This is a genomic window from Psychrobacter sp. JB193 (assembly GCF_002285555.1).
Classification (GTDB): Bacteria; Pseudomonadota; Gammaproteobacteria; order Pseudomonadales; family Moraxellaceae; genus Psychrobacter; species Psychrobacter alimentarius.
This window is the reverse complement of the sequence record NZ_NRGY01000002.1, coordinates 547,408-572,695: the sequence shown is the minus strand read 5'-3', so window position 1 is coordinate 572,695 and position 25,288 is coordinate 547,408. Positions and strand designations below refer to the sequence as shown.

The 25,288-nt window shown below is 42.8% G+C and carries 27 protein-coding genes; 7 read left to right on the top strand and 20 right to left on the bottom strand.

Annotated elements, in window-relative coordinates:
* The first annotated feature begins 84 nt into the window (after positions 1-84).
* Positions 85-510, top strand: coding sequence for a secondary thiamine-phosphate synthase enzyme YjbQ (locus CIK80_RS10220; RefSeq protein WP_095569900.1), 426 nt, complete (start codon positions 85-87; stop codon positions 508-510).
* Positions 511-592: 82 nt separating this feature from the next.
* Complete coding sequence (locus CIK80_RS10215; RefSeq protein ID WP_095569899.1) at positions 593-1,219, top strand: hypothetical protein; 627 nt, start codon at positions 593-595, stop codon at positions 1,217-1,219.
* Positions 1,220-1,349: 130 nt separating this feature from the next.
* Here the strand turns inward: CIK80_RS10215 and CIK80_RS10210 are convergent, their stop codons facing one another.
* The 7 genes from CIK80_RS10210 to ffh all read right to left on the bottom strand — a co-directional run bounded on the left by CIK80_RS10210 (position 1,350) and on the right by ffh (position 7,816).
* Positions 1,350-1,961, bottom strand: coding sequence for a DUF4112 domain-containing protein (locus CIK80_RS10210; RefSeq protein ID WP_257011738.1), 612 nt, complete (start codon positions 1,959-1,961; stop codon positions 1,350-1,352).
* 40 nt (positions 1,962-2,001) lie between these two features.
* The gene (gene ubiA, locus CIK80_RS10205; protein ID WP_095570379.1) at positions 2,002-2,919 is read right to left on the bottom strand and encodes a 4-hydroxybenzoate octaprenyltransferase; all 918 of its coding nucleotides are present in this window, start codon (positions 2,917-2,919) and stop codon (positions 2,002-2,004) included.
* A gap of 34 nt (positions 2,920-2,953) precedes the next feature.
* Entirely contained in the window at positions 2,954-3,193 is a 240-nt protein-coding gene (locus tag CIK80_RS10200; protein WP_095569897.1) for a hypothetical protein, read from the bottom strand.
* Between the two features lie 80 nt (positions 3,194-3,273).
* Positions 3,274-4,167, bottom strand: coding sequence for a class I SAM-dependent methyltransferase (locus tag CIK80_RS10195; RefSeq protein WP_095569896.1), 894 nt, complete (start codon positions 4,165-4,167; stop codon positions 3,274-3,276).
* A gap of 207 nt (positions 4,168-4,374) precedes the next feature.
* Positions 4,375-5,217, bottom strand: a complete 843-nt coding sequence (locus CIK80_RS10190) for an undecaprenyl-diphosphate phosphatase (protein WP_095569895.1) — start codon at positions 5,215-5,217, stop codon at positions 4,375-4,377.
* 90 nt (positions 5,218-5,307) lie between these two features.
* On the bottom strand, positions 5,308-6,012 hold the full coding sequence (tsaB, locus tag CIK80_RS10185) for a tRNA (adenosine(37)-N6)-threonylcarbamoyltransferase complex dimerization subunit type 1 TsaB (RefSeq protein WP_095569894.1): 705 nt from the start codon (positions 6,010-6,012) through the stop codon (positions 5,308-5,310).
* A gap of 256 nt (positions 6,013-6,268) precedes the next feature.
* Positions 6,269-7,816: a signal recognition particle protein gene (gene ffh / locus CIK80_RS10180; protein ID WP_095569893.1), complete on the bottom strand. Its 1,548-nt coding sequence runs from the start codon at positions 7,814-7,816 to the stop codon at positions 6,269-6,271.
* A gap of 410 nt (positions 7,817-8,226) precedes the next feature.
* Between ffh and ccsA the strand changes: the two genes are divergently transcribed.
* Positions 8,227-9,030 (top strand): cytochrome c biogenesis protein CcsA, encoded by an 804-nt coding sequence (gene ccsA, locus CIK80_RS10175; RefSeq protein ID WP_095569892.1) that lies wholly within the window; start codon positions 8,227-8,229, stop codon positions 9,028-9,030.
* Positions 9,031-9,135: 105 nt separating this feature from the next.
* Here ccsA and purU read toward each other — a convergent pair whose 3' ends face one another.
* Positions 9,136-10,068: a formyltetrahydrofolate deformylase gene (gene purU / locus CIK80_RS10170; RefSeq protein ID WP_257011737.1), complete on the bottom strand. Its 933-nt coding sequence runs from the start codon at positions 10,066-10,068 to the stop codon at positions 9,136-9,138.
* Positions 10,069-10,274: 206 nt separating this feature from the next.
* Positions 10,275-12,383, bottom strand: a complete 2,109-nt coding sequence (locus tag CIK80_RS10165) for a hypothetical protein (RefSeq protein WP_062845316.1) — start codon at positions 12,381-12,383, stop codon at positions 10,275-10,277.
* Between the two features lie 484 nt (positions 12,384-12,867).
* On the opposite strand from CIK80_RS10165, the gene rpmB reads away from it, so the two are divergent.
* On the top strand, positions 12,868-13,104 hold the full coding sequence (gene rpmB / locus CIK80_RS10160; RefSeq protein ID WP_057761372.1) for a 50S ribosomal protein L28: 237 nt from the start codon (positions 12,868-12,870) through the stop codon (positions 13,102-13,104).
* Between the two features lie 134 nt (positions 13,105-13,238).
* A complete protein-coding gene (rpmG, locus tag CIK80_RS10155) occupies positions 13,239-13,394 on the top strand; it encodes a 50S ribosomal protein L33 (protein ID WP_010201403.1) in 156 nt (51 codons plus the stop codon).
* Between the two features lie 125 nt (positions 13,395-13,519).
* Here the strand turns inward: rpmG and CIK80_RS10150 are convergent, their stop codons facing one another.
* The 11 genes from CIK80_RS10150 to ispH all read right to left on the bottom strand — a co-directional run bounded on the left by CIK80_RS10150 (position 13,520) and on the right by ispH (position 23,801).
* A complete protein-coding gene (locus tag CIK80_RS10150) occupies positions 13,520-13,831 on the bottom strand; it encodes a hypothetical protein (RefSeq protein WP_095569891.1) in 312 nt (103 codons plus the stop codon).
* 227 nt (positions 13,832-14,058) lie between these two features.
* Entirely contained in the window at positions 14,059-14,370 is a 312-nt protein-coding gene (locus tag CIK80_RS10145) for a hypothetical protein (protein WP_062845318.1), read from the bottom strand.
* A 121-nt stretch (positions 14,371-14,491) separates the two neighbouring features.
* Positions 14,492-14,848 (bottom strand): hypothetical protein, encoded by a 357-nt coding sequence (locus tag CIK80_RS10140; protein WP_179288365.1) that lies wholly within the window; start codon positions 14,846-14,848, stop codon positions 14,492-14,494.
* Positions 14,849-14,916: 68 nt separating this feature from the next.
* Positions 14,917-15,609 carry a ribulose-phosphate 3-epimerase gene (gene rpe / locus CIK80_RS10135; protein WP_095569890.1) on the bottom strand — a complete coding sequence of 231 codons (693 nt, stop codon included), beginning with the start codon at positions 15,607-15,609 and terminating at the stop codon, positions 14,917-14,919.
* Between the two features lie 123 nt (positions 15,610-15,732).
* Positions 15,733-16,017, bottom strand: coding sequence for a TIGR03643 family protein (locus CIK80_RS15560; protein ID WP_275542326.1), 285 nt, complete (start codon positions 16,015-16,017; stop codon positions 15,733-15,735).
* A gap of 250 nt (positions 16,018-16,267) precedes the next feature.
* Positions 16,268-17,176 carry an S-formylglutathione hydrolase gene (fghA, locus tag CIK80_RS10125; RefSeq protein WP_095569888.1) on the bottom strand — a complete coding sequence of 303 codons (909 nt, stop codon included), beginning with the start codon at positions 17,174-17,176 and terminating at the stop codon, positions 16,268-16,270.
* A 101-nt stretch (positions 17,177-17,277) separates the two neighbouring features.
* Positions 17,278-18,756: a C13 family peptidase gene (locus CIK80_RS10120; RefSeq protein WP_095569887.1), complete on the bottom strand. Its 1,479-nt coding sequence runs from the start codon at positions 18,754-18,756 to the stop codon at positions 17,278-17,280.
* Between the two features lie 317 nt (positions 18,757-19,073).
* The gene (gene htpG, locus CIK80_RS10115) at positions 19,074-21,035 is read right to left on the bottom strand and encodes a molecular chaperone HtpG (RefSeq protein ID WP_095569886.1); all 1,962 of its coding nucleotides are present in this window, start codon (positions 21,033-21,035) and stop codon (positions 19,074-19,076) included.
* Positions 21,036-21,521: 486 nt separating this feature from the next.
* A complete protein-coding gene (locus CIK80_RS10110) occupies positions 21,522-22,337 on the bottom strand; it encodes a thioesterase family protein (protein ID WP_095569885.1) in 816 nt (271 codons plus the stop codon).
* Between the two features lie 157 nt (positions 22,338-22,494).
* A complete protein-coding gene (locus CIK80_RS10105) occupies positions 22,495-22,746 on the bottom strand; it encodes a hypothetical protein (protein ID WP_095569884.1) in 252 nt (83 codons plus the stop codon).
* A gap of 98 nt (positions 22,747-22,844) precedes the next feature.
* On the bottom strand, positions 22,845-23,801 hold the full coding sequence (ispH, locus tag CIK80_RS10100; RefSeq protein ID WP_062845327.1) for a 4-hydroxy-3-methylbut-2-enyl diphosphate reductase: 957 nt from the start codon (positions 23,799-23,801) through the stop codon (positions 22,845-22,847).
* 319 nt (positions 23,802-24,120) lie between these two features.
* Between ispH and gmk the strand changes: the two genes are divergently transcribed.
* Together gmk and rpoZ are read left to right on the top strand one after the other, a co-directional pair.
* A complete protein-coding gene (gmk, locus tag CIK80_RS10095; protein WP_095569883.1) occupies positions 24,121-24,747 on the top strand; it encodes a guanylate kinase in 627 nt (208 codons plus the stop codon).
* A gap of 175 nt (positions 24,748-24,922) precedes the next feature.
* Positions 24,923-25,183 (top strand): DNA-directed RNA polymerase subunit omega, encoded by a 261-nt coding sequence (rpoZ, locus tag CIK80_RS10090; protein WP_062845329.1) that lies wholly within the window; start codon positions 24,923-24,925, stop codon positions 25,181-25,183.
* Positions 25,184-25,288: the final 105 nt, after the last annotated feature.

Sequence of the window (25,288 nt, the reverse complement as noted above, 5' to 3'; positions counted from 1 at the left end):
ATTGATTTGAGTCATCGCTTTCAACCACGGTGACTATCTTGTAGTATTCATTATAAAGCTGATGATAATAATGAGAAATGCTACATGCCCTACCATCAAACCACCCTTACTTTGCCTGCCCATGCACGTGGTATTCATATCATTACGCCAATGCTTGAACAAGCGATTGACAGCATAATACCTGATGCTTTTTGTGCTGGTTTGGTGCATCTGTTTTTACAGCACACCTCAGCCAGCCTTGCTATCAATGAAAATGCGGATCCTGATGTTAGACTAGATACCGAAGACTGGCTACATAAAATCGCGCCAGCCGATCAGACAGAGTATCGTCACACATTAGAAGGCTCAGACGACTTACCCGCCCATTTTAAAAGCATGATGCTTGGAGTCAGTTTAACAGTACCGCTTATCAATGGCAGGTTGGGTCTAGGAATGTGGCAAGGTGTTTATTTATGCGAGCATAGAAATGATGGCGGCCAGCGCAGACTCATCATTACCGTCAATACCTAATAAGACATATCCAAATTCAACAGATAGCTAAACCCAATTTATCTCATTATTCTCATAAAGCACTCAATGGAAAAAAATAATCATGAATATTCATGCTTCCAATACCTCAAAACTCAAACGTTACTATCAGATAGTGCCTGCGGTTTTTTTAAGTGCGCTAATCCTCACAGCCTGCCAAAAAACACCAGAGCCTGAAGTAGCTGAAGAGACGCCAGTAGAAACAAAAGAGCAGACAACACCCGTGACGACCAATATCAATGTCGCTGATCCTAAAGATAATAATGCAAATGAGGATACTGCTTCGTCAGCAGATACAGAGCGCGATGTCAGCCTAACCCAATTAGAAGACAATCTTGAGGCTACGGATACTTCCTCAACGAATGCAAGTGCCGCACCGAGTCCTGAACAAGCGATCAAAGGCGCACAGATTACTGATGTGCGTTATAAAAGTGCTGCAGGAGAGTCATTATCTGTCGTATTTGAGACGTCAGCAGCAGGCTTGCTCAATGCTATCGTGACACTACCCAACAAACCAAAAATGACACTTACAGCACCTGAGGGTCAAGGCAATAATCCTACCTATCGCTCAAGCGATGGCAATACTCAGCTGGTCAGTCACGCAGGTGGTGGCACGATTGATCTCATTCAAAACAATAAAATCACAAGTTTTGAGGCTGTCAGCGCTGATGCTGAAGTTGTTGCGGAATAATATCAATAAAGCAAATTGGTACCAACGCTTATCCAGTCCAATTGTTATGCAAAAAGGCAGCACACGTCGATAACGTGGCTGCCTTTGCTATAGTCTTGGATAGAATGAACCAACCATACTTCAATTATGATCAACCAAACCCAGTGGTGGTTCCAAATAAACCAACAAGCCAGCTGATACCTGCCCACAGACCCCAGCCAATCGTCACAATAAACATGAGTCCAAGAATATCGGGGATGTGCAAGTACAGCCAAGCAACGAATGGATTGCGCCAAAAGCCAGCTTGCTGCTGTTTGTCTTCTAACGATTGATGTAAGAATGGTCGATCCATATGCATCACATCTGTAATGCCATACTCATCTTGTAAATGTTGATGGACGATGTCGAGTGTCTTACGACTAGGGCGAATGAAGATGTCTAATAATGTGCCAATACCAGGCACAATGCCAACGACCATATCAATAAGTGCTAACCTAACAGCGGGGGTCATTTTGTGTGCAGGCACACCCAACTGCCGACCCAATATAAATGCATAACTGGTCAATGCTAATCCTGCCAAGTCTCCTGCCAATGGAATAGTAGAAAGCGCAGAATCAGCCCCAATTCCTTGTTTGGTAAAAGGGACACGTATCAGCGAATCCATGATATTGGCGAACTTTGCCAGTTTACGTTCAGTTGCGATGACTTGTTGACGTGTCAATCCTTGCGCCGCCAATTTTGCCTCATAATCAACAGTAGACATGCCTGCGCTCGGCACTCTTGTCCTCTTTAGCTTTGAGAACCTATCCATTAAAAGTGGTCCACATGCAGGCAATGGCTATGATTGCAAAGGCATAACGCCCTACCCAAATATTGGCCAAAAATGCCTTGAAGCATGGGATCGCTTGGCGACTGGCACAAGCACTATTTTGCTTAGCAAACATCATCGCTATCAATCCCAAGCCAAATATTGGAATCATACTCAAGCTGGTTGGCTCAAAGTAATGCCACAATACTGCGCCCATGATGAGCAAAAACAACATCTGTAAGATAGAGATGATAATTACATCATAACGACCAAATAATATCGCCGTCGATTTGATACCAATTTTTAAATCATCATCGCGGTCAGCCATTGCATACTGAGTGTCATACGCCACTGTCCAGCACATATAAGCAAAGAATAATAACCAGCACCAAATATCTGGCGTACCTTGCACCGCCACATAGGCCATCGGTATTGCCCACCCAAACGCAGCTGCCAAAAATACTTGTGGCAACTGGGTATAGCGTTTCATAAAGGGGTAAATAAATGCCAGTATGATGGCACCGAATGACCAATAGAACACTTCAATAGGCAAAAACAACAACAAACTGACGCTTAAGATAACCAACACAAAGAAGGCAGCAATGGCTTCTTTTGCGGACAAACGACCATCGGCCAGTGGTCGATTTTTTGTACGCGTCACATAACCATCGACTTTACGATCAGCAAAATCATTAATGGCGCAGCCTGCTGCTCGCATAAATACTGCACCTAGCGCAAATAGTACAAATATTTTAAGCGTGGGCAAACCTGCTGGCATCGCTTGCTGCTGCGCTTTACCCATTGCCGCTAGCATCACTCCCCATAGCGTTGGCCACAGCAATAGCTCAATACCGACAGGTTTGTCAAAACGTGTCAGTTGCATATAAGCGTAGAGCTTATCGGTAAGCGTCATAGATGAAGGGTCTTGTATCATTGTGTGCTGGTCCCTATATTTTCTGCCATAAGCGATTTGCTTCTATCAGTGATATTTCAGGATATTGTTTGCGCAATGATTTGATGGCGGCAATTTTTTCTTTTTTGGCGGCTTGTTGACGCAAAAATGCCAGTTGCTCTTGCGGGTTACTCAGCGCTTTTAGACGCGCTTCTAGCCGAAGAATTTGAGTACGCAGCATAATATTGATGACTAATAAAACGGCACCCATCACCCAAATAATCAGCGCTGACATGTCTTGCTCCTAAATTAACGTAGTCTTGTTCAATACATCCATTTATTGTTTTAAAGCGGAACCGCCATCATACAAAATGGCTATGAGACAAAATAACCATCAAAACGCACCGCTTCGTTGTGCCAGCACTCATTTGGTGATTGGTGAGCAAGTTGCGGCGCAAACTGGGGACGTTTGACAACCACTCGACCTGATGTCTGCTCATTATAACCGACCACAGCGAGCGCGCTTTGTAGCAACTGCTTCTCCTCATCTAAGGTGGGTGGATGAGCCAGTTGATGCAAGGCTTGCATGTGTTTGCCAACTTTAGCACCCTTTCCTGTCTTGCTATCTTGGTAGCTGTCTTCTGGAAACATAGGATCTAAATATACCACATCGACTGCCCGATTACTTTCAGATATAGGCGCGCTGTTCACACTTGCAAAATAACTGAGGGCATCAGTATATATAATCTGCAAACGTGACATAAGTTTTTGCCAATTTGCTACTGTACTCATGCGTTGCTGTTCTACTAGCAGTAGCATAGCCATCAAGGGTTGCTGTTCAAGCATCACCACTTGCGCACCCGTACTGGCCAATATCAAACTGTCGTGTCCAAAACCAGCAGTGGCATCAATGACTTTGCTATCCGAAGTGATTTTGGCGGCTTGCAATAATAACTCTGATTTGCGACCAGCGCTTACTATACGCCTTTGTAGTTTATCCCATTCAGGCGCCACGCTTAATCCGTTACTAAGCCACGACAACGCGTTTTTATCATCTAGTAATAGTATGGGCTGAGTTGACGTCTGACTCAATTGTTGACGGCGCTTTTGAGTCAGTTTCTCTATGGACTGCTCAGTTTCCAAAACAATGGGCAATTTATGCTCTGCTATCAGAGCTTTGAGACTTTCAATCTGTATTTGCTGCGATTCGTTGACGTAGATAAGTTGGCAGCGCATAAAGGCGCATGATTCTTGTTGTACACGGGTCATGATAGCCACCTCTTTTGCGACAGACAATAAAAACACTCAAAAAACAGTGCCACTGGCGTTAATCTTCATTGCCTCTGAAGCGCAAAACACGCCGTGAGCAAAGAAAATGTATACCAGTAGCACGTTGTTATTTACATGACTATGATTAATATATCGTCTTTATTCTACATTGATTATAGAAAATAAGACGACAAAGGGAGTGACGATCTAACCCGTCATTTGATAACCAAAGCCCCATGCTGCGATCAATACGATAACACCCGTAATAATACGTAACCACGCAAAGATAGTAAAATCACGGCGACTCACCCAAGCGACCAATAAGCGAATACATAATAGTGCCACCACAAAAGACACTATCGTTCCTATCGCTAACACTATCCAATCTTCACTGCTGCTCAGCACATCACCGTGTTTGAGTAAGTCCAATAGTGCGGCACCGACAATGACAGGAATACCCAGAAAGAAAGAAAACTCTGCGGATGCCTTGCGCGATACGCCAAGCCATAGTGCACCAATGATAGTGGCGCCTGAACGCGATGTGCCTGGTATTAGGGCAATACATTGAAAAAGACCGATGAGCAATGCTGTTTTTAAACTGACATCTTCCGCTTCTTGCGCAATGATTTCTTTAGGGCGTTTCTCAACATAAAATATCAATAGTCCCCCAAGAATGAGCATGATGGCGACCACAATCGGATTGAATAAATAGGTTTTGATCTCATCAGCAAAGGTGAAGCCTACGATCATGACGGGGATAGTCGCTACAATTAAGCTAAGCCCCAGCTGTCTTGGATTGGCCATGCCTTCTGCTTTGCCAGTCAACAAACCCATGAGCGCCTGCCACAATCTACCCCAGTAATCATAGATAACCGCCAATATAGCGCCAAGCTGCACCACAACGACAAACAGATCCACTTTTTCTTTGGTCCAAAAGCCCATCACATCTGCCGATAGAATCAAATAGCCTGTACTTGAGATGGGTAAAAACTCAGTGATACCTTCAACGATACCCATGATGACAGCTTGAAGTAATAAAATAATATCCACGATGGCTTTCCTAGACAAAGATATACCGATTGTTCAGTATAGTTTTTAGTATGTTCTAATATTTTTGAGGGGCAACGACGATGACAATGATTAAGCTTTACCTTGCTCTTTTAACGTTTTCCATGCTTGATTGCGCAAATACTTGGGTAGTGCATTGGCCGCATCCGTACCGCCCGAGGTAATAAATTGAGCAATACCCAGCTGTCCTATAACCACCGCATCTGGCCAGACCTCTTCATGACATATCTGTTCACTGCGAGCGTTTAATAGTATCGAACCATTGCCAACGATAGGCAGATTAAGTGCTGTCTGACTGTCATAGTCTAGCAACTGCTCCGTACTATCTCCATCACCAACCAATACTGGCTGCATGACAAGATAGTCTGTCAGACTGTCATCTGCCAATGCATATTGACCAAAATAAACTTGCTGCATACGAGCGTCGAGCGCGCTATATACCTGCGTCAAACCATATTGCTGATAGGCTCGCTGCGCTATCGCTTGTAAGCTTGAGACACCCACGCAAGGAATATCATGCGCCACAGATAGCGCTTGCACCACTGCGGTATTGATGCGTATACCACTAAAGGCACCAGGCCCTCGGTTAAATATAAGGGCAGTTATATCGGCAAGTTTTAACTGAGCCTCTGACAGCGCAGCATCAATCATAGGAAGGATTTGCTGGGTTTGTTGGCGTTTGCCTGTTTCGGTATGACTCGCTAGTACGTGACCATTCGAATCTAAAACTGCGACCGAGCACTGATCGAACACGGTATCCATGGCTAAAAACTTCATACTCTCGGCCTATACTATCGGTATTAAAAAAAGCACGGCATTATAAAAAAAGCACTGGCTTCATAAATAAATCAGCTCCTATCATAGCATTTAGGGCAGGCTATTTTTATCACTTTCTGCTTTTTTCATACTTTATCCATAAGAATCTCTCCAAATCAGACAAACGTAAAAAAAACCTCAAAACAATCTCCGCTTTGAGGTTTTTATTAGAAACAAGGATCAAAAGACTTAAATGTAGATATTACTTATGGAAGTATTAAAAACGGGTTTTAAACTTCTTAGGCGCTTGATTTTGCATGTCCTGTATTTGCTTTTGCATCTCTTCAGTGCTTGGCATATTGTTAGGATCAAGCCCCATTTGTTTTGCCATTTGCTCTGGATTGACGTCTTTAGCGCCGCCTTGCTGACCGCCACCAAATAGAGGACCGCCGCCACCGCCAGCACTGCCGCCGCCGCCCATTAGTCCTTGCATGGACTTCATCATTTTACTGATGCCTTCAGGTTTTGAGATCATCTTCATCATTTTGGCCATTTGCTTGTGCTGTTTGAGCAAACGATTGACGTCTTGAATCTCACGACCAGAACCCGCAGCAATACGGCGCTTACGGCTTGGATTGATCTTATCAGGGTTCTTACGCTCAAATGGGGTCATAGAATTAATCAGCGCTTCCATTTCACGCACTTTTTCTTCTGGTTTGGCATCTTCGACCGCTTTTTGCATGTCAGAACCACCCATACCTGGCATCTTATCTAAAAAGCCTGCCATACCGCCCATGCTTTTCATTTGCTGGAACTGGGTCAATAGATCTTCAAGGTCAAAATCGCCGCCCTTCTGCATCTTTTTCGCCATTTTTTCGGCTTTATCACGGTCAATTTTTTGTTCAACTTCTTCGACCAAACTCAGTACGTCACCCATACCAAGAATACGCTGGGCAATACGCTCAGGATGGAACAGCTCTAAGGCATCCAACTTTTCGCCGCGCCCCAAGAATTTAATCGGTTTACCTGTGATGGCACGTACAGAAAGTGCCGCACCGCCGCGAGCATCGCCGTCAGTCTTGGTTAAGATAACACCAGTCAATGGCAAGGCATCATTGAACGCTTTGGCTGTATTGGCCGCATCTTGACCAGTCATGGCATCGACGACAAACAAGGTTTCAGAAGGATTGACCGCCGCCGTTAGCGCTTTAATCTCATCCATCATGTTGTCATCGATGTGCAAGCGACCTGCCGTATCAATGATTAGAATATCTTGATACTGAATTTTGGCTTCTTCAATGGCACGTAGTGCGATATCAATCGGATTTTCGTCAGTGCTTGAGTTCACAAACTTGGCATCAACCTGACCTGCTACTTGCTCAAGCTGTTTGATGGCGGCTGGACGATAGACATCAGCTGAAACCAGCATAACTTTTTTCTTATGACGCTCTTGTAAAAATTTAGCCAATTTACCAGCAGTCGTCGTTTTACCCGCACCTTGCAAACCCGCTAGTAGATAAACGACTGGTGGCTTACCGGTCATCTCTAGTTGTTGGTTAGCACTGCCCATCATTTCGGTCAGCTCGTCATGGACGATTTTGACAAATGCTTGTCCTGGTGCCAACTCTTTTAAGACTTCAGCACCCAGCGCCTGCTCTTTAACACGCTTAACAAAGTCGCGCGTGACAGGTAACGCCACGTCAGCTTCTAACAATGCCATACGTACTTCACGCAAGGTGTCTTTGATATTGTCTTCAGTCAGTTGTCCAGTCCCCACAATATTACGGAGGCTCGACGATAAACGTTCTGTTAAGGTATCAAACATAAATAACTCTCAGTTAAAATCAGTTAAAATAATTCTTTGTTAAAATCTTTTTTAGTAAAACCAATCAAATGGCTTACCAATAATGCAAGGGCATGCGCAATAATATATTAGATTTGGTTTTTAGAAACGGTATTACAAAAAACAGTCTATTATCAACACTATAGCATTAAGATGATCTAACAATTATCATCGTTTTGCAAAAGGTTTGGATATTTGAGCTGTCACTGACGCATACTGGGTTGAGTTCAGATGGACAGAGCTGAGCATTTATAAGGAATACGTAAGATGGTACTCAATTGATCACCATTTTATGATAAATTGGACAATTATTCTAATCATTCCGATAATACCACTTTCGCATTGCATTGAGCAGCCATTGTGCGCTCAATATGAGATGAGGCTTTATATCTGTGCACTTTGCATTCTTACTTGCTAGTCTAGCTTATATCTTAGTCAGTGTTTACCTTGGTTGGGCGCTGACTCAGGACAAACCTGTTCGTAAAGGCATTGGTTTGGGGTTACTGATGGTCGGTATGGTCGCACATGCGCTGCTGCTCTACCCATACGTTGTTACGCTTTATGGTTTGAATTTTAATTTATTCAACGTCATTAGCTTGATCAGTTTGTTTTTTTTATTCTTTTACGTCTTGTTTTCTCTGTACCGGCCTATTATCAGCTTGGGCATCTTAGCGGCACCAACAGCACTCCTAGGTATGACCATTGGCTACATTGGACGCGCGCCCTATCAGCCGATCATCAATATCAGTGCAGGGCTAGAAGCACATATCTTACTGTCTTTCGCAGCTTACTGTGTCCTGCTCATGGCAGCAATACAAGCACTGTTTTTGCGCTTACAAATACGCGAGCTCAAGCATCATACCATTCATCGATTTTGGGTGAATAAGCTACCATCCCTGCAAAGTATGGAGGGTTTATTATTCGATATGCTTTTGGTAGGGTTTGTTTTATTGAGTATTGCGTTGGGCATTGGTTTTATCTATGTAGACGACCTGATGGCGCAGCATATCGTACACAAAACCGTCTTTAGCCTTTTGTCTTGGTTATTATTCGGTACGTTACTGGTTGGCAATTGGCATGCTGGCTGGCGTGGCAAGCGTGCGGCTAATATCACTATTTATGCCTTTGTCTTATTGGCAATTGGCTTTGTCGGTAGCAAGTTTGTGCTAGAGCTATTGCTAGGTGTTGGCCAATAAAAAAAGCGGCAGCCAATTGTGTCTCATACGAGTACTGACTGCCGCTTTGGTATTATCTAAAAATAAGATGAGATTTTAGAAAGTTCATTATAATCAAACGCTGCTTTAATTAAAAACCACGGTCTTATTACCTGCGACAATCACTCGATTTTGCACATGCCAGTTCACAGCACGCGCCAAGACGTTGCGCTCGATATCACGACCAATGGCTCGCAATTCTGTCACGCCTTGACGATGGGTCACGCGGTGAACATCTTGCTCGATAATAGGCCCTTGATCAAGCTCAGCGGTGACATAATGCGCGGTGGCACCAATCAGTTTCACCCCTTTATCATAAGCTTGACGGTAAGGGTCTGCGCCAACAAAGGCAGGCAAGAACGAATGGTGAATATTGATCACTTGCATCGGCCAGCGCTTCACAAAATCAGGCGACAGTATCTGCATATAACGCGCTAGTACAAGCAAATCATTACCTTCCATCAGTTTATGAATCTGCTCTTCTGCCTGCTCTTTATTGTTTTTATTGACAGCCACATGGTGAAATTTAATACCGAAATTTTTTACGGCTTGACGCAAGTCAGGATGGTTGCTGACCACACAGGTAATCTCACAGTCCAGCAAACCGCGCTGATGACGCCATAATAAATCTAGCAATGCGTGATCGAACTTGGATACCAAAATACCCACTTTGGTCTTAATAGCATTGTTATGGAGACGCCAATCCATATTGTGGCGTTTGGCAACCGTATGTCCAAAGCTGACCTCAAAATTGTCAATAATCTCGCTCAATCCTGCCAAAGCAAATTCTAAACGCATAAAATATTGACCGCCTTCATGCGCCGTTGAATACTGATCAAGCGTAATAATATTCGCACCATAGCGATGGATAAACTCAGAAACCGCTTGTACGATACCCGCTTGATCTTTGCATTTGATCAACAGTGTCGCCGTGTCGCTAGCATCAGTGGTAGGTAAAGCACTAGAAATAGTGTTTGACTCGATATCCGATGATGGAACCGTCTTGATAGTGTCTGACATAATACGCCCAATTAAAAAATAATGACTGATCGCTGAAAAACTGTTGTCAGCATAGTAAACCGATTATTTTAATCTTTTTTGCAATGTTTTGCTGAGCGCGTTGGTTGTTTTTGGTTATTTAAAGTGATTTAGTTATTTAAAAGGGTAATGCAAAAACCCCCAACGTGGCGTTGAGGGTTTTATAACTAACTGGTTACTATGTGAACTTATTGAATAATATAAGTCTTAGTCGTGACGTTACTATTCGGTGCAGTAGCAGAGATTCTAAAGTAGTCCCCTGCTGCACAACCATCCAACGTATAGTTGCTGATGGTTCCTAAGTTTTGACCGAGAGCGCCTGTGTTCACCAAAGCAGGGACTTTACTGAAACCTCCAACTTGCTCTACTGTACAACTTTTATCATTACTGTCTGTTTTGTCAACAGCGGTTGCAGCAATAGTCGTACCAGAAGGCATTGGGTTTAGGTCGTAGAAACCACCGCTATTCGTACGAACATTAACCATCGTTGCTGAGCCACTGATCACTTGTGTCGTCAGCATATTACCTAGATTGTTTAATAAGGTAAAACGCGCATTACTACCGTCAGACAATAACTGAGTAGTTTGATAACGTACAATAGCATCCAATCCTGAGTTACATGTATTGGCTTTATTTGGCGATACAAAGTTTGAAATAAAACTCTGTTCAAAACTGTCTTTTTTTGATTGACTGTATGTTGGGAATTTAAGTTGTATAAATCTATCCAAATTATTCTCACACATACCGCTTGCTTGTGTAGTCAATGGATAAGTAAATTCACCAGCTTCAAATGTACCGTTTTCATTGTCATCACGGAAGGTATCACCAATATTATGAACAAAGGTATCTACCCCCTCATCCCATGCGTTATTGGCATTGTTATCAATATAAGCTTTTTCGCCTTCTGCTACAGCTAAAATACTCACACGTCCATCACCTGGTCTTGGGTTTTGGGTTGAGAAAGTCACATTACAAACGCCATCAGTAGTGGTACAGCTAGCAGGAGAGACTTTACCACCTTCAGCCGTTAAGTTTACCACTGTACCATCTGGTACTGAGTTCCCATTACGATCTACCATTCTAATAGTGATGTTAGTGCTATCGCCATCCATACTCCAATCTAAAACGTTTTTCTCTTGTGAGATACTTAAACCATCTTGCGTCACGCGCGAGCTAGCGATCGATATACCTTTAGATAATGCATTGATACGACCATCTCGAGAAAGTGAAGCCTTAATCTCCACAGGCCCTGGTGTAGACCCAGGATAAATATTGACAGACACATTACCATTTTCATCAGTCCTAGCAGGAATGTTAGAACGATTACCTAATACGCCAAAGGATAGACCCAGTGGTGATTTTTCTAAGGATAAAACCACATCGGCATTGGCAAGAGGCGTTTTATTAGAATAAACCGTAAACTCAACCTCTCCTGTCGCAGAAGAGCCACTATTTGCAATGCCAAGTGTTAATGGATTAGAGGTATATACAATTGAGGTTGCCTCAGGAGCCTGCACAGTAATATTGGTAGATCGTACTGCATTACCTACGTTTGCAGATATTGTCACAGGACCACTACAAAGGGTATCATCATCATTAATCGATTTATAAACCACCTCTACCATACCATTAGCATCAGAAGTTATTTGTGCTGGAATCTGTCCACAACTCGCATTAAGATTAACTGACACACCATTCAATATATTTCCTTCTGCATCAGAGACGATCAAAGACAATGCAGTCTGCGCACCTGATGATAGATTGACACTCTCAACAGAAAAAGCACTTAGGCTAACTTTGGTCGATTGAACTGAAAAAGTTTTATCTACAGTCGCTGTATTACCTGCAAAGGTTGCGGTCGCAGAAATAGTATAAGCTCCTGATACTTCAGTTCCCGTTGGCTTTAAGAATATACGAGCGAAGCCTTCACTATCTGTTAGTACTGAGCCTGACGTAGTTTGTGACAACATCACCCCTGTAGCATCGATAGCAAAGCTCACTTTAGCCCCTGCGACAGGTTCATTTTTTTCGTCAGTTATTAAAACCTCATAGTAAGCACCGTCTAAACCGATTGAAGTAACTGGATTGCTATTTATATCAACCAGATTACTAGTAGCTATATTGAGAGTATCAATAGTAGAACCACCATCCCCCGTCCCAGGCTGAGTCACACCCGTATCAGGCTCGGGGGCAATTGTATCAGTACCATCGCCACCGCCGCATCCAGCCAAAGTCAGTGATAAGGTTAGTGCAGTCAGCTGAAATAGCTTGGAAGCAGGTAATGAGCTATATGACATTTTGAGACTCCGCATAAGCAGTAATTTATTTGAGCAAATAGGTAAATATCAGTACACAGAATCATATTAGATTGGTAATGATACATAGGTTTACATTGATGCTAGTTGTATTAACAGATTGTATTAAATATATAACAGCAACTTTACTGACTTTTGTTATAACTTACAACTAAAAATTAATGGTTACTATTAAACAATCAACAACATAGAGCGCTTATTTCAGGGTATAATAGCCATCCTTTAGATCGGCAGTAATTATAAAAATATTTGAGTATTCATCTGTTTTATGGTATAAATGTCGGCTTTAAAATTTTCTGAATTGGTTAGCCTGTTATTTGCCTTTAGATAGCAGTCATATCAGCTCAACCTTCATATAGTTTTGTTTGGTGCAAAGCTGCCGCTTGCTGTGTCCATGCCGCAAAAACGTGCAACTTGCCCAGACTGGTATGAGAAAAACTCATACCTCATAGATTAGGAGTTCGCCATGTCTCGAGTTTGCCAAGTGACTGGAAAGCGCCCTATGGTGGGTAATAATGTTTCGCACGCAAACAACAAAACCCGTCGTCGCTTTCTACCAAACCTACACAACCATCGTTTTTGGGTAGAGTCTGAAAATCGTTTTGTACGTCTACGTGTGTCTACCAAAGGTATGCGCATCATTGACAAACTAGGTATCGATAAAGTGTTAGCGGATCTACGCGCACAAGGTCAAAAAGTTTAAGTAACTATTAGCAGCTTATAAATAATGATAATTTTCGTTATTAAAGCTGCTTTTCTGCTACCACATAGGTAGCAACTTATTACTTGAGACGCATACCTATCGTTTTAAGACCCCTCATTTACAGGAAAGCTATCATGAGAGATAAAATTAAATTAGTATCAACAGCGGGTACTGGGTATTACTACACCACTACTAAAAACAAGCGCACTATGCCTGGCAAAATGGAAATCAAAAAATTTGATCCAAAAGTACGCCAGCATGTGATCTTTAAAGAAGCTAAAATCAAATAATTGCTGTTTTAAAAATAGCGTTGTTTGAACAAAAAAAAGGGTTTATCAATAGATAAACCCTTTTTTTTGGCTATAAGTTATAAATATATCACTGCTTCAAAAGACACATCAGAAGCTCATCAAGCTTAACTATAATGTGTTGGCTCTTTATCATAGACATGAGCATGCCACTTACTCATCTGTTTTTGCATGATGACCTGAATCGCCGCATGAATCATATGTTGACCAATGGCTTGCGTATCACTACCCAGTAGCTCTTTTAACTTATCGGAAAAATCAATAGTCATCAGCGGTGCCTCATCTTGTTCAGCGTCACGCAATAACAATTTACCATCTTCAGCCTCTACCAGCTCAAGGGTGGTCTCTTTCGCAAATCCTGCAAATTGATCGGTACTCTCGTTATCTACTTCTATATCATTATCGATATCGTATGGCATTCATTTGTTCCTTATTGTCCCGTCTGATACTTGCAAACGAATTGGTAATGGCAAAAAATCTATTCACTACAAAAATCCATTCAGCAAATTTCTCGTCTTAAATCTTTCGTCTTTTAGTAACGCGGGTAAAACTGTCTTACTCATACAATGGACGCTTTGACCTTGGATTTCAAGGTTTGTCACACAAGTCTTCTATATAAGTAATGCGTTTGAGAGGCTATCCAAACTCAACGCCAGTATCTTAGTTTGGCTAAGGTGAATAAAAATGCGACAAACATGCCAAGGTAATACGTCAATTTTAACTCAAAGGTTGGATCACGATATTTGAATGGTAGTGCCACAGTGGCAGTAGCGGTAGGGAATATCAGTAGCATAATGAGCCAATTTTCAATCACATTTAGCCAGTCTTGAAAACTTGTACCATGACGCAGCGATGCTAAGCCCATGAATAGGCAAGCTATAATCAAACTAGTAAACAAGCCATTGGGTAAGTCTTTTGGGTAGATAATTTTGGCAATACTAGCTGGTACGATTCGCATATAAGATTCCAGCCATACTTATAAGGTATGGCTCAATGATTAAAAAAAGTGTAAAAGATAGCTCATAAAAAAATAACAACGCTATATTTATGAATGCACATTATTTTTGCTGATCGTGATGTCAACTATAACTCCCCATCAACCACAACATTGACACACAAGCAGTCAACCAGCCAAGCGTCAGCGCATTTCTGGTTTCAATATGCAGGCCTTTAACTTTATTAAGCACTCGCGAGCCAAGCCAAAAAAACAATGGGATGCCAAGCACAAAGGTAGGTATGACTACAGCAGCATGACGCAATACGACGCCAACGTCATCGCCAATCATTAAGCGAAAACCATAGCCTGCTAAACTTAGCACAAGCGCAAAAATAGCCAAGCCAATCGTAATCCCTTTTGGTACTAAGCTACGATGCGGCCTAGTATCTGTGATTGGCTCAGAGCGCACTGACGAGGGAACGGGGTTGTTTGTGTTCATAGTTTACCTTTACATAACCTACCATCGTATAAATGACGAGTACACCGCGTATTTTAATGATACCGATGTTACTGATCAGCCCTAACCAGTGCCAACTCTTCACGCATCGCATCGATAGCAGCTTTATAATCTTCTTGGTTGAAAATTGCAGAACCAGCGACAAACATATCCGCGCCTGCTTCAGCAATTGCACGAATATTACTGGCCTTGATACCACCATCGACTTCTAACCTGATGTCTCGACCGCTAGTAACAATACGTTGACGGACTTGGCGAACTTTATCTAAAGTGCTCTCAATAAATGACTGCCCACCATATCCAGGATTGACGCTCATGAGTAGGATTTGATCGACCTTATCCATAACATAATCTAAATGATGTAATGGCGTTGCTGGATTTAATACCAAGCCACATTCTGCCCCGCCATCTTTAATCAGCTGTAAAGAACGATCAACGTGCGCGCTGGCTTCTGGATGAAAAGTAATAATGCTCGCGCCTGCTTCTAAGAACTGCTCAATCATACTATCAACAGGCGAGACCATCAGATGTACGTCGATAGGCGCATCAATTCCATAGTCACGCAGTGCTTTACAAATCATACTACCAAATGTCAGATTCGGCACGTAATGGTTGTCCATGACATCGAAATGAATCACATCAGCGCCCGATTCCAGTACTTTTTCAACTTCTTCGCCCAAACGTGCAAAATCGGCTGACAGTATCGAAGGTGCGATAAGATAAGGTTTTGAAGAACTGATCATAAGGATCTACCTAATTCATGTTTAAATAAAAGACGAGCAAAATATAAAGAATGTTATAACTGACGGAAGCGCTTTTAATATTCAGATCATATCAAAGATACGAACCGTTTTATGCTTAAATGACTAGCGCGGCTTATATTGTGTCTTACAATATGCTCGGCCAACCTCAAAAGAGCGCTTTGCTTCGTGTTTGGTCGCACGGTTACTGACTCGTTGACGCCATAAGCGAAAAGACGACGGCTTGAGCTCTTGTCGCATGAGCTTAATAACGTCAGGCTCACTAAGACCATAGCTATGTTCAATGGCACCAAATGGCGTTCTGTCTTCCCACGCCATCTCTATTACTCGTGAGACCTGAGTCTCATCCAGCACTCTATTCCCAGCCTCATTCGTTGACTGCTCAATCATATCACTTGATTGCACTGAACTTGTCAGCTTCTCATTGGAATGAGTACCAATATCAGCATGCTGTTTATCTTTCAAAGCTGCGTCCATGTCCGCTTGCATGGTAGCGAGCGTAGATTCAGAATCACTAGAATCCGATGATTGATCTTTTAAATCTACTGCGGCCAAATCTTGATAACTTGCCATAAGACTTACCTTTTTTAAATCAAACGATACAACAAAAAAAACATCATATTAAGACTTAATTAAAAATCTAGCGAAGCTGCGCCATACGCCAATGATGATCGATATGGTCGTTAATCACGGTTTGAATAAAATAATAACTGTGGTCATGCCCACCTTGATAACGCAGTGTTAAGGGCTGCTTGGATTTTTCACAAGCGTCTTGTAATGTAGACGTTTGCAATTGACCTTCTGCTAAAAAGTTATCGGCTGCCCCTTGATCGACCAAGATACTCGCATACTGCCGACCGACTTTTTCAATCATCTTTGAAGCATCTGCTTGCGCCCACAATGACTTATCATCACCAAAGTACTCAGTATAAGCCGCTTGTCCCCATGCTGACTCACTGGCGGCACAGACAGGCGATAGCGCCGACACGCTAACAAATTTGCTGGGAAACTTAAATCCTAGTAATAGTGCCCCATGACCACCCATCGAGTGCCCTGTGATGCCAATCGTATCAATGGGAAACTCTGAACGTAACAAATCATACAGCTCTTCAACGATATAACTCTCCATGTTGAAGTTGTCTGCCCAAGGTGCTTCTGTCGCGTCGACATAATACCCTGCCCCTTGACCGACAAAATAGCGCTCATCATTAGGAACCTCTACGGTTTCTGCTTCGTCTGATGCTGGCACGCTACGCGGGGAAGTATCGGGTGCAATGAAGATCATGCCAAGCTCGCTACATCTCTGTTGAAAATGCGCTTTATGAGTGACGTTATCGGCATTACACGTCAAACCTGACAAGTATAAGATAGCAGGACAGCGCTGACCTGTGAGTGCTTCATCAGGCAAGTAAATACTGAACGTCATAGGTGTTTTGGTGGCGGTTGATTGATGACTATAATAGTGCTGTTCACCATTAAAGCAGCGATTCACACTTTTTTGTGTGAGTTGGCTATTGGCAGACAAGCGATGACTGTAAGACTTTTTCATGAGTGACATCCTTTTTATCCAAAGTAAAATACACAATGACTTATAAGAAGCACTTATAAGATAATACCGACAATGTTAAGATTTTAGATACTTTTGAATCATCAGTCCGTTGTAGCTACAGTAGTATCCGCTGACTGAGAAGAAGCGCCTTCAGGCAATACGTTAATCGTGGCTGCCTCATTATTAATCACGCTTGCTACAGGGGGTCTTGTTTTATCAAACAGCACTTGTTCGAATGCAGGAAGTGCTGTTTCCATAAGACTACCAACGGCCATCTGCGGCTCTGATGGTTCAAACCCCATCAGCTCCTCGCGCTCATGCACACGTACTCTTGCGTCCTTAAAAGCAGCTTCAAAACTGGTATTGCTGCGCAGACTCTCAGCAAAGAACGCTTGCCCAAAATACGTCATTTCAGCGGTGTTGGTACAACCAAATGACGGTCTATCAGCGGCTGATGCCGTAATGACCACCGTGGTTGGAGACGCCAGCTCATCAATGAATGAACCTGAATAACAGGCAGATACGACAATCACGCGCCAACGAATGCCAGAGTCGTCAAGCGCCTCACGTAACCATGCAGCATCTAGATTTTCCATCACAAGTGGCGGATTGGCCAATTGAATGATGTCCTGATTACCATGTGAAGATAAAGTGAGAAACAATACATCTTCATCCGCATTCATTTGCTGACCAATTTTTTTTAAGCCTCGCAAAATACTGGTCTTGGTCGCGATTGGCTCATCTAACCAACTATAGGTATTATTGACCAACGCCAAAGAATGGCCGCTGGTACCAAAACGTACATCAAACAATTCGCGCACCTTGTTGATCTCAGAACGAAAGACATCTTGTTCAGAGAAACCTGCAACGCCCATAAAATACCAATCTGTTCTGCCCAAAACACCCGCATCAATACTGTTTAATGCTTGTTGTAACAGTCGAGGCTGCTCATAAAACGCCGTTTCTTCTAAGACAGGGGTTACTGGCGTCTGTTTGAATATAGGCTGATCAGCGACATTACGCTGCCAGATAGTTAGGAGTGCAACCGCACCCACCAACACAATAATCCGCTCCCACCACGGTATACGTAAGCGGCGAGAAAAAATCCATAATAAGGCTAGCGTTTGCCATAAAAACAGCACCAAAAATAAAATTGGTAAAAACGAGTAACTCCAATCAGGTAACCAGCCATAACTGCCCAAAAGCTGCATTAGGCTCTGTAGAAGTGCTGATAAAGTATCAGCAACCAACCACAGAATCACAGGCACAAAAACCAGCGATTGATTGCTTGCGCGGCGTGCCAAAATGATGCCGCCTAACAGAATAATCATCGGCCAAATCAGATAACTGACCAATCCTTGCTCATTAAAGAGGCTACCGCTTTCAGCCGCAAGCCACGAAAAAAGCACATTGCTGCCAAGCGCCAATAGAGCAAATACAGCAAATTGAATAAAGGTCGGTTTTACCCAAGAAAATGCCCGTGTTGACCCGACCAGCATCCACAACGTTGCAATAATATTGGCAGCGAAATTGAGCGAAAAACGCTGAAGTGATACGGTTTTTAGCGACGCAAGTGACAAAGACTTAGACCTCTAGCCAGTCAAGAAGATAAAGTGAGTCAATTATAAGTGTCTCCATACAGCCACTGTATAACGTTATTGATTAATAACTTCTACGTGGTTGGTAGACATTAATTTCATATTTAATTCACTAGGAAATGGTGGCAAATAGCGAACAATACAAGCTTTTATTTTAGCTCGCTAATCTATCGCGATTGTAACGGATTGTCGGTTAAGAGGATAAGGCTGATTTGTAAAATTTGCTTAAATTAATATAGAGACCGACAAAAAAAGGAGGTCTTATATGTAAGACCTCTTTTTTGATTCAAGACGATATATTATCTCATCAACAACTCATTGACGCGCTTCAGATAAGCCGCTGGATCTTCTAACTGACCACCGTCTGCTAATAAAGCCTGATCAAAGATGACTTGAGCAAGATCATCAAACTGCTCACTGCTTTCAAGTTTTTTGATCAATGGATGATCAGGGTTCACTTCAAGCGTTGGTTTGCTTGCTGGTACATCCTGCCCCATTTGCTTAAGCATCTGGATCATTTGCGGTGATAACTCACCTTCTCCAACCACCAAACACGCTGGGCTATCGACCAGACGTGTCGATACTTTCACATCTTTAGCACGGCCGCCTAAAGCCGTTTTTAGCTTATCAACCACAGGTTTCAATGTCTCTTGGGCTTTTTCGGCTTCCGCTTTTTCAGCCTCGTCTTGCAAGTCACCCAAATCTACAGCGCCTTTGGCGATGTTCTGTAGCGGTGTCTCATCGAACTGGGTTAAGAAATTCATTGCCCATTCATCAACACGGCTGGTCATCAAGATAACTTCGATGCCTTTTTTCTTAAACAGCTCAAGTTGCGGACTGTTTTTTGCCGCTGCTAAGTTATCTGCGGTTAGATAATAGATGGCTTTTTGGCCTTCCTTCATACGAGCTTTATAGTCTTCAAAGCTGGTCTCAAGACCGTCTTGCGTGCTGGTCGCATAACGAAGCAGTTTGGCAATACGCTCTTGATTGCCCATGTCTTCGCCAAGACCTTCTTTGATCACATCACCAAACTCTGCGTAGAACTGAGCGAATTTTTCTTGCTTGTCGCTGTCTTCGCTATTTGCCAAACTTGATAGCAAGGTCAAAATACGGCGCGCATTACCATCACGGATTGATTTGACATCACGTGACTCTTGTAGCAGCTCACGACTGACATTCAACGGCAAATCTGCTGAGTCAATTACGCCTTTAACAAAGCGCAGATACATTGGAAGCAGCTGCTCAGCTTCGTCCATGATAAACACACGTTTAACGTACAGCTTTAAGCCATGCTGCTGCTCACGGGTATAAAGATCAACAGGCGCTTTTTTCGGGATATACAATAACTGCGTATACTGGACGCGGCCTTCAACACGGTTGTGCGTCCAAGCGAGCGGCGCATCCATGTCATAAGTAATATTTTTGTAGAAATCGACATACTCGTCATCTTCAATTTCAGATGCTGAACGTGTCCATAGCGCGCTGGCTTTATTGATGGTTTCCCACTCATCTGTCAGCACCATCTCGCCACCAGCTGGCGTGTCGTCGTTTTCGTCTTCTTTTACATCTTCTTGCCAAACTTCTTTACGCATCTGAATCGGCAAGCTGATATGATCTGAGTATTTATTCACTAAACGTTTGATTTTACCGCGATCAAGATAGCTGTCTTCGCCCTCAGAATATTCTTCTTTTAAATGTAAAGTGATGGCGGTACCGCGTTCTGCTTTGTTGATAGGCTCAACCGTAAAGCTACCAGTACCATCTGATACCCAGCGCACGCCTTTATCAGCAGGCTCGCCCGCTTTACGTGATTCAACACTGATGGTATCGGCCACGATAAAGCCTGAGTAAAAACCAACGCCAAACTGTCCGATCAACTGACCATCTTGTTTTTGTGATTCAGATAATTTGTCCAAAAATGCTTTGGTGCCAGATTTGGCAATCGTACCCAAATTCTCAATGGCATCAGCTTCATTCATACCAATACCATTGTCGGTAAAGGTGATGGTTTTGGCTTCTTCATCAACGGCAATACGTATGCGCAGCTCACCGTCATTTTCATATAGGCTATCGTCATTGGTGGCTTCAAAGCGCAATTTATCGCAGGCATCAGAGGCGTTAGAAACCAGCTCACGCACAAAAATATCAGCATTAGAATATAGTGAATGTGTCACCAAATGCAGCAATTGCGCCACTTCCGCTTCAAACGTGTGTTTTTTTAATTCTGGATTCAGACCTTCAGCTTGAGTTGCTTCACTCATAAAAACTCCTTTAAATTCTATGAAAGACCTATTATCAGATAACGATATACTCACTAAAGCCGCGCTCATAATATTAGAGAGCCTGCCATATGCGATACCGTTAAACTGTCTATACTAATAGGGGCATTGAGAAAAAATTCAAGCACAAAAACCTTATCCCATAAAAAAACACCACCCATATTTGTCAAGGTAGTGCTTTTCTTAGGTGATTACTTTTCTCATAGAAATGTTCAAGAAATAAACATCCAAGCGCAGATACTAAAAACGATAACGTTAAAAACTATTCTGAATAAGCTTCTAGCAATAACTCCCAGATAGCAGTCAACTTTTTTGAAAATTGAGTATATGCTTTCATAGTAACCTCTACGTCGATTGACATTATCTTGTTGGTACTATTAAAACCATTTTCTCAATATTTGTATAATTAATTGATTACAACTTCTTGTTTCATTTTCCAAAATCATTAGATAATTGATTCTTTATCTTCTAACGTGGCATCGGTCGAATGGTCAGGATTTGCTCACTACGACCAAACGGGCCTTGTGTGTCATGTAGTATGGCACTGGTCAAGCCGATACCATCATCGCCGTATTGCTGAACAGCGTCAATACCTAGCCAGCGACCTTGAGGTTTGCGGTGCATGTGGATTTGCAAATCGGTGTTTGGGAACATCCATTCCAATTTTGATAAGCCAAGACCAACCCGTGGTACAACACCATTGGCGGTATCGACCATACCCAATAAATGTACTAAATCATCCGTTGGTATACCCTCGACCATCTCGACATCATTGGTGATCCATATCATACCGCGCCCAGGACGACGCTGCGTATCGGTTACTAGGCGCACACTTTCAATAAATCCCCCTGGCCAGCCTTTCATACCGTCCCAAGCGGATAGATCCTCAGGCTTGTGCGCAGACTGCTGATCCTCAATCCCTGCAATCTCACTGGTATCTTGCGTCATCAATCGCCATGCTCGTGCGATGATCGCATCACGGCCGCGACTACTCATGACTGCCTCAATCAATTCAATGGTTTTGCCGGGTCGAATACAGCGCGTGGTAATAGTAAAGTCATCAAGCGGTATCAAGCCTAAAATATCAAGACTAATGCGAGCAATACGCATGTTGTCTTGCGGCGCATAACCATTTAGCTCAGCGGTGAGCACCCCCGTTGCTGGCGCCATATGTTGCTCGTGCTCATTCCAAGCGCCCTGCGCATGCTTAGTTGGCTGATAATGTACGACACTGATACCGTTTTCTTGCTGTTCGCGTTTAATAAAAGTGTAATAAGCTGGCATGACCATCCTTGTTCTTGTACCAAAGCCTTCTCATGCATCTTTGCTATTAAATGACATGAAAATCTATTATTGGGAAATGTATCGTAATTCTTTATCCGTAAAAATCAGAGGACTTGTTTGCTCTACCTGACTGAATATTTTTCTTTTAGAGGCCAGTCTACTCAACTCTCGTTAGCGCTTTTTTTCTCATCTCAAGAATTTGGCGGCTTTTTATAATAATGAACAAGAAAAAAATCATAATCACAACGAGTAAGCCATAAAAAAGACTATAACTTTGCATAAAATTTGCGATATTTAGGAGAAGTATCAAGGCAACTAGGACAATAACAAACATATTTATTTTTAACTGTTTGTTCACCTCTTCAAGGGTGGCCTCTGCCAATACAAACTTGGTTTTCTGTTTTTTCATTCTACCTTATCCATAGTAGGTGACTTTTAACGAAGGCTGATTAGAGATTTTTTATCAGATTATAGGTGCTTAGAGCTCTACATACATAAGCTCTTGCCCTACTTACCTACCTGTGTGACAGGAATGCGTAGGGCCTTTGGTAAGCTAAATATTACGTTTTCTTCGATACCTGACAGCTCACTAGGCAAATCGCCACCCCAATCTTGCAACTGCTGTAGGACTTCTTGAATGAGCACCTCAGGCGCTGAAGCACCAGCCGTCACGCCAACACTTTGTACACCCTCCAACCAGCTGCTATTCATCTCGCTAGCATTGTCGATCAAATAAGCCCGGCAATTCATACGTTCAGCCAACTCACGTAGACGATTGGAGTTTGAAGAATTGGGTGAGCCCACAACCAAGACCACTTCACAGCGACTGGCCAAATCTTTTACCGCATCTTGGCGGTTTTGGGTGGCATAACAGATATCGTCTTTGCGCGGCCCTTGGATACTAGGAAATTTACCCCGTAAGGCATCAATAACGCGAGCTGTGTCATCCATCGACAACGTGGTTTGGGTAACAAATGCTAAGCGCTCAGGATTTTGTACGCTGAGTGCTTCGACATCACTCTCGTCCTCAACCAGATGAATCTGACCACCGTGACGACGATTAAAGCGACCCATCGTACCTTCAACTTCAGGATGCCCAGCATGGCCAATCAGTACCGCATCCATACCTTCTTGCGCAAACTTTGCCACTTCGATATGTACTTTAGTGACTAGCGGACAAGTGGCATCAAATACTGTCAAGTCGCGACGCTCCGCTTCATCTTCAACGGCTTTTGACACACCATGTGCCGAAAAAATAACAATCGACCCGTCTGGTACTTCGTCGAGCTCTTCCACAAATACGGCACCGCGATTTGCCAAATCAGAGACAACAAATTTATTATGTACTACCTCATGGCGAACATAAATAGGTGGCTCAAAACGCGTTAATGCTTCATTCACAATCGCAATCGCACGATCCACACCAGCACAAAATCCACGAGGGTTGGCAAGATAAATTTGCATAAACAGGCCTATCATTAGATAATTTATAGTTAAAGCGTATTTTACACCGCTTCAATGTAAAAGTTGGAACAAAAGCAACGCTCTACTTTATCATAATTTGCTTTTATTGCCCTTGAAAATACCAATGTTCTATTGTTAAACGCCAGTATATGGATAGTGAATTAATCAGGGCGGCTTTATTAAAATAAAAGTCACAAAAGCAGTTTATAATAACGCATCGATTTTAACTCTTATCGCCATACATGATGGCGATTTTTATTTTTACCAGCCTTTCGCCCTTCGCTAGGACATTTTTTGGTCTTTTACTAGGACATATTGTATGACAGGTTCATTATTTATTATCACCGCCGCCTCGGGTACAGGCAAGACCTCATTGGTAAAACAGCTGCTTGCCACCACCAATGATTTGACCGTCAGTATTTCACATACCACTCGCACACCACGTCCTGGCGAGATTGATGGTCAGCACTATCATTTCACTGATGTCGACAGCTTTACTAACGGTATCATTGCAGGCCAGTTCTTGGAGCATGCTGAGGTATTTGGCAATTATTACGGCACGTCTGAGCAAAGTGTCCGCACCCAGCTTGCGGCAGGTATTGACGTGATTTTGGAGATTGACTGGCAAGGAGCGACGCAGATCAGAAACATGTTTGCCGATGCCATTATGGTTTTTATTTTACCGCCCAGTCTGACGACACTGCGTCAACGTCTCTCAACCCGTGCACAAGATAGCGTAGAGGTGATTGAGCAGCGCCTTGCTGGCGCAGTCACTGAGATGGCACAATACGTAAATGCGGACTATGTGGTTATCAATGACAACTTTGAGGTGGCCTTGGCTGAACTAAAAGCCATTATCGTGGCTGATAGACAAACCCTCAAACGCCAACAACAACGCTATCATCGTACCATTACCAATCTACTGAGCGATAAAGCAGACGAATAAGAAAAGTATGGCTTACTATTCATAAGTCATTTGAGAAGTGAATATAAAAAGCAACTACGCGACTGCGCAAAAAATGCTATAATGTCTGGCTATTACTTTTTTATATTTTTGATATTATTTTTATTGAGTGGCGGCCCGTGTCCGTGACTGGTAAAAACAACCGAGGTAGCTATTTATGGCACGAGTGACGATTGAAGATTGCTTAGATAATGTTGATAATCGCTTTGAACTGATTTTAGTGGCAAGCAAACGCGCCCGTCAATTGGCTAAAGGTATCGCAGAGCCATTGGTTAGCGTCGATAACGACAAGCCTACCGTATTGGCATTGCGTGAAATTGCTGCTGGTAAAATCACACGTGATATTTTAAATCAGCCAGAGCATCACTTTGCAACCAGTTCACTGGATTTGGCATTGTCAGGCGATCACAGCTTCTAACAAATCGCTTTGATAACGTCCACTGTATGGCATCATAAAGCAAGTGATTGTTTTATAGATATATACATGGTGACGATAGAGACCACAGCACAGGCTGTGGTTTTT

Bases quoted from the DNA above. Each gene is read 5' to 3' on its own strand.
- fghA (WP_095569888.1), bottom strand. From the start codon at position 17,176: ATGAAAAAGTCTTACAGTCATCGCTTGTCTGCCAATAGCCAACTCACA.
- CIK80_RS10105 (WP_095569884.1), bottom strand. From the start codon at position 22,746: ATGAAAAAACAGAAAACCAAGTTTGTATTGGCAGAGGCCACCCTTGAA.
- CIK80_RS10110 (WP_095569885.1), bottom strand. From the start codon at position 22,337: ATGCCAGCTTATTACACTTTTATTAAACGCGAACAGCAAGAAAACGGT.
- CIK80_RS10150 (WP_095569891.1), bottom strand. From the start codon at position 13,831: ATGCCATACGATATCGATAATGATATAGAAGTAGATAACGAGAGTACC.
- ffh (WP_095569893.1), bottom strand. From the start codon at position 7,816: ATGTTTGATACCTTAACAGAACGTTTATCGTCGAGCCTCCGTAATATT.
- CIK80_RS10145 (WP_062845318.1), bottom strand. From the start codon at position 14,370: ATGCGAATCGTACCAGCTAGTATTGCCAAAATTATCTACCCAAAAGAC.
- purU (WP_257011737.1), bottom strand. From the start codon at position 10,068: ATGTCAGACACTATCAAGACGGTTCCATCATCGGATATCGAGTCAAAC.
- rpmG (WP_010201403.1), top strand. From the start codon at position 13,239: ATGAGAGATAAAATTAAATTAGTATCAACAGCGGGTACTGGGTATTAC.
- rpe (WP_095569890.1), bottom strand. From the start codon at position 15,609: ATGATCAGTTCTTCAAAACCTTATCTTATCGCACCTTCGATACTGTCA.
- htpG (WP_095569886.1), bottom strand. From the start codon at position 21,035: ATGAGTGAAGCAACTCAAGCTGAAGGTCTGAATCCAGAATTAAAAAAA.
- CIK80_RS10200 (WP_095569897.1), bottom strand. From the start codon at position 3,193: ATGTCAGCGCTGATTATTTGGGTGATGGGTGCCGTTTTATTAGTCATC.
- tsaB (WP_095569894.1), bottom strand. From the start codon at position 6,012: ATGAAGTTTTTAGCCATGGATACCGTGTTCGATCAGTGCTCGGTCGCA.
- ispH (WP_062845327.1), bottom strand. From the start codon at position 23,801: ATGCAAATTTATCTTGCCAACCCTCGTGGATTTTGTGCTGGTGTGGAT.
- CIK80_RS15560 (WP_275542326.1), bottom strand. From the start codon at position 16,017: ATGATTGAGCAGTCAACGAATGAGGCTGGGAATAGAGTGCTGGATGAG.
- gmk (WP_095569883.1), top strand. From the start codon at position 24,121: ATGACAGGTTCATTATTTATTATCACCGCCGCCTCGGGTACAGGCAAG.
- CIK80_RS10140 (WP_179288365.1), bottom strand. From the start codon at position 14,848: ATGAACACAAACAACCCCGTTCCCTCGTCAGTGCGCTCTGAGCCAATC.
- CIK80_RS10195 (WP_095569896.1), bottom strand. From the start codon at position 4,167: ATGACCCGTGTACAACAAGAATCATGCGCCTTTATGCGCTGCCAACTT.
- rpoZ (WP_062845329.1), top strand. From the start codon at position 24,923: ATGGCACGAGTGACGATTGAAGATTGCTTAGATAATGTTGATAATCGC.
- CIK80_RS10210 (WP_257011738.1), bottom strand. From the start codon at position 1,961: ATGTCTACTGTTGATTATGAGGCAAAATTGGCGGCGCAAGGATTGACA.
- rpmB (WP_057761372.1), top strand. From the start codon at position 12,868: ATGTCTCGAGTTTGCCAAGTGACTGGAAAGCGCCCTATGGTGGGTAAT.
- ubiA (WP_095570379.1), bottom strand. From the start codon at position 2,919: ATGACGCTTACCGATAAGCTCTACGCTTATATGCAACTGACACGTTTT.
- CIK80_RS10220 (WP_095569900.1), top strand. From the start codon at position 85: ATGCCCTACCATCAAACCACCCTTACTTTGCCTGCCCATGCACGTGGT.
- CIK80_RS10215 (WP_095569899.1), top strand. From the start codon at position 593: ATGAATATTCATGCTTCCAATACCTCAAAACTCAAACGTTACTATCAG.
- CIK80_RS10165 (WP_062845316.1), bottom strand. From the start codon at position 12,383: ATGTCATATAGCTCATTACCTGCTTCCAAGCTATTTCAGCTGACTGCA.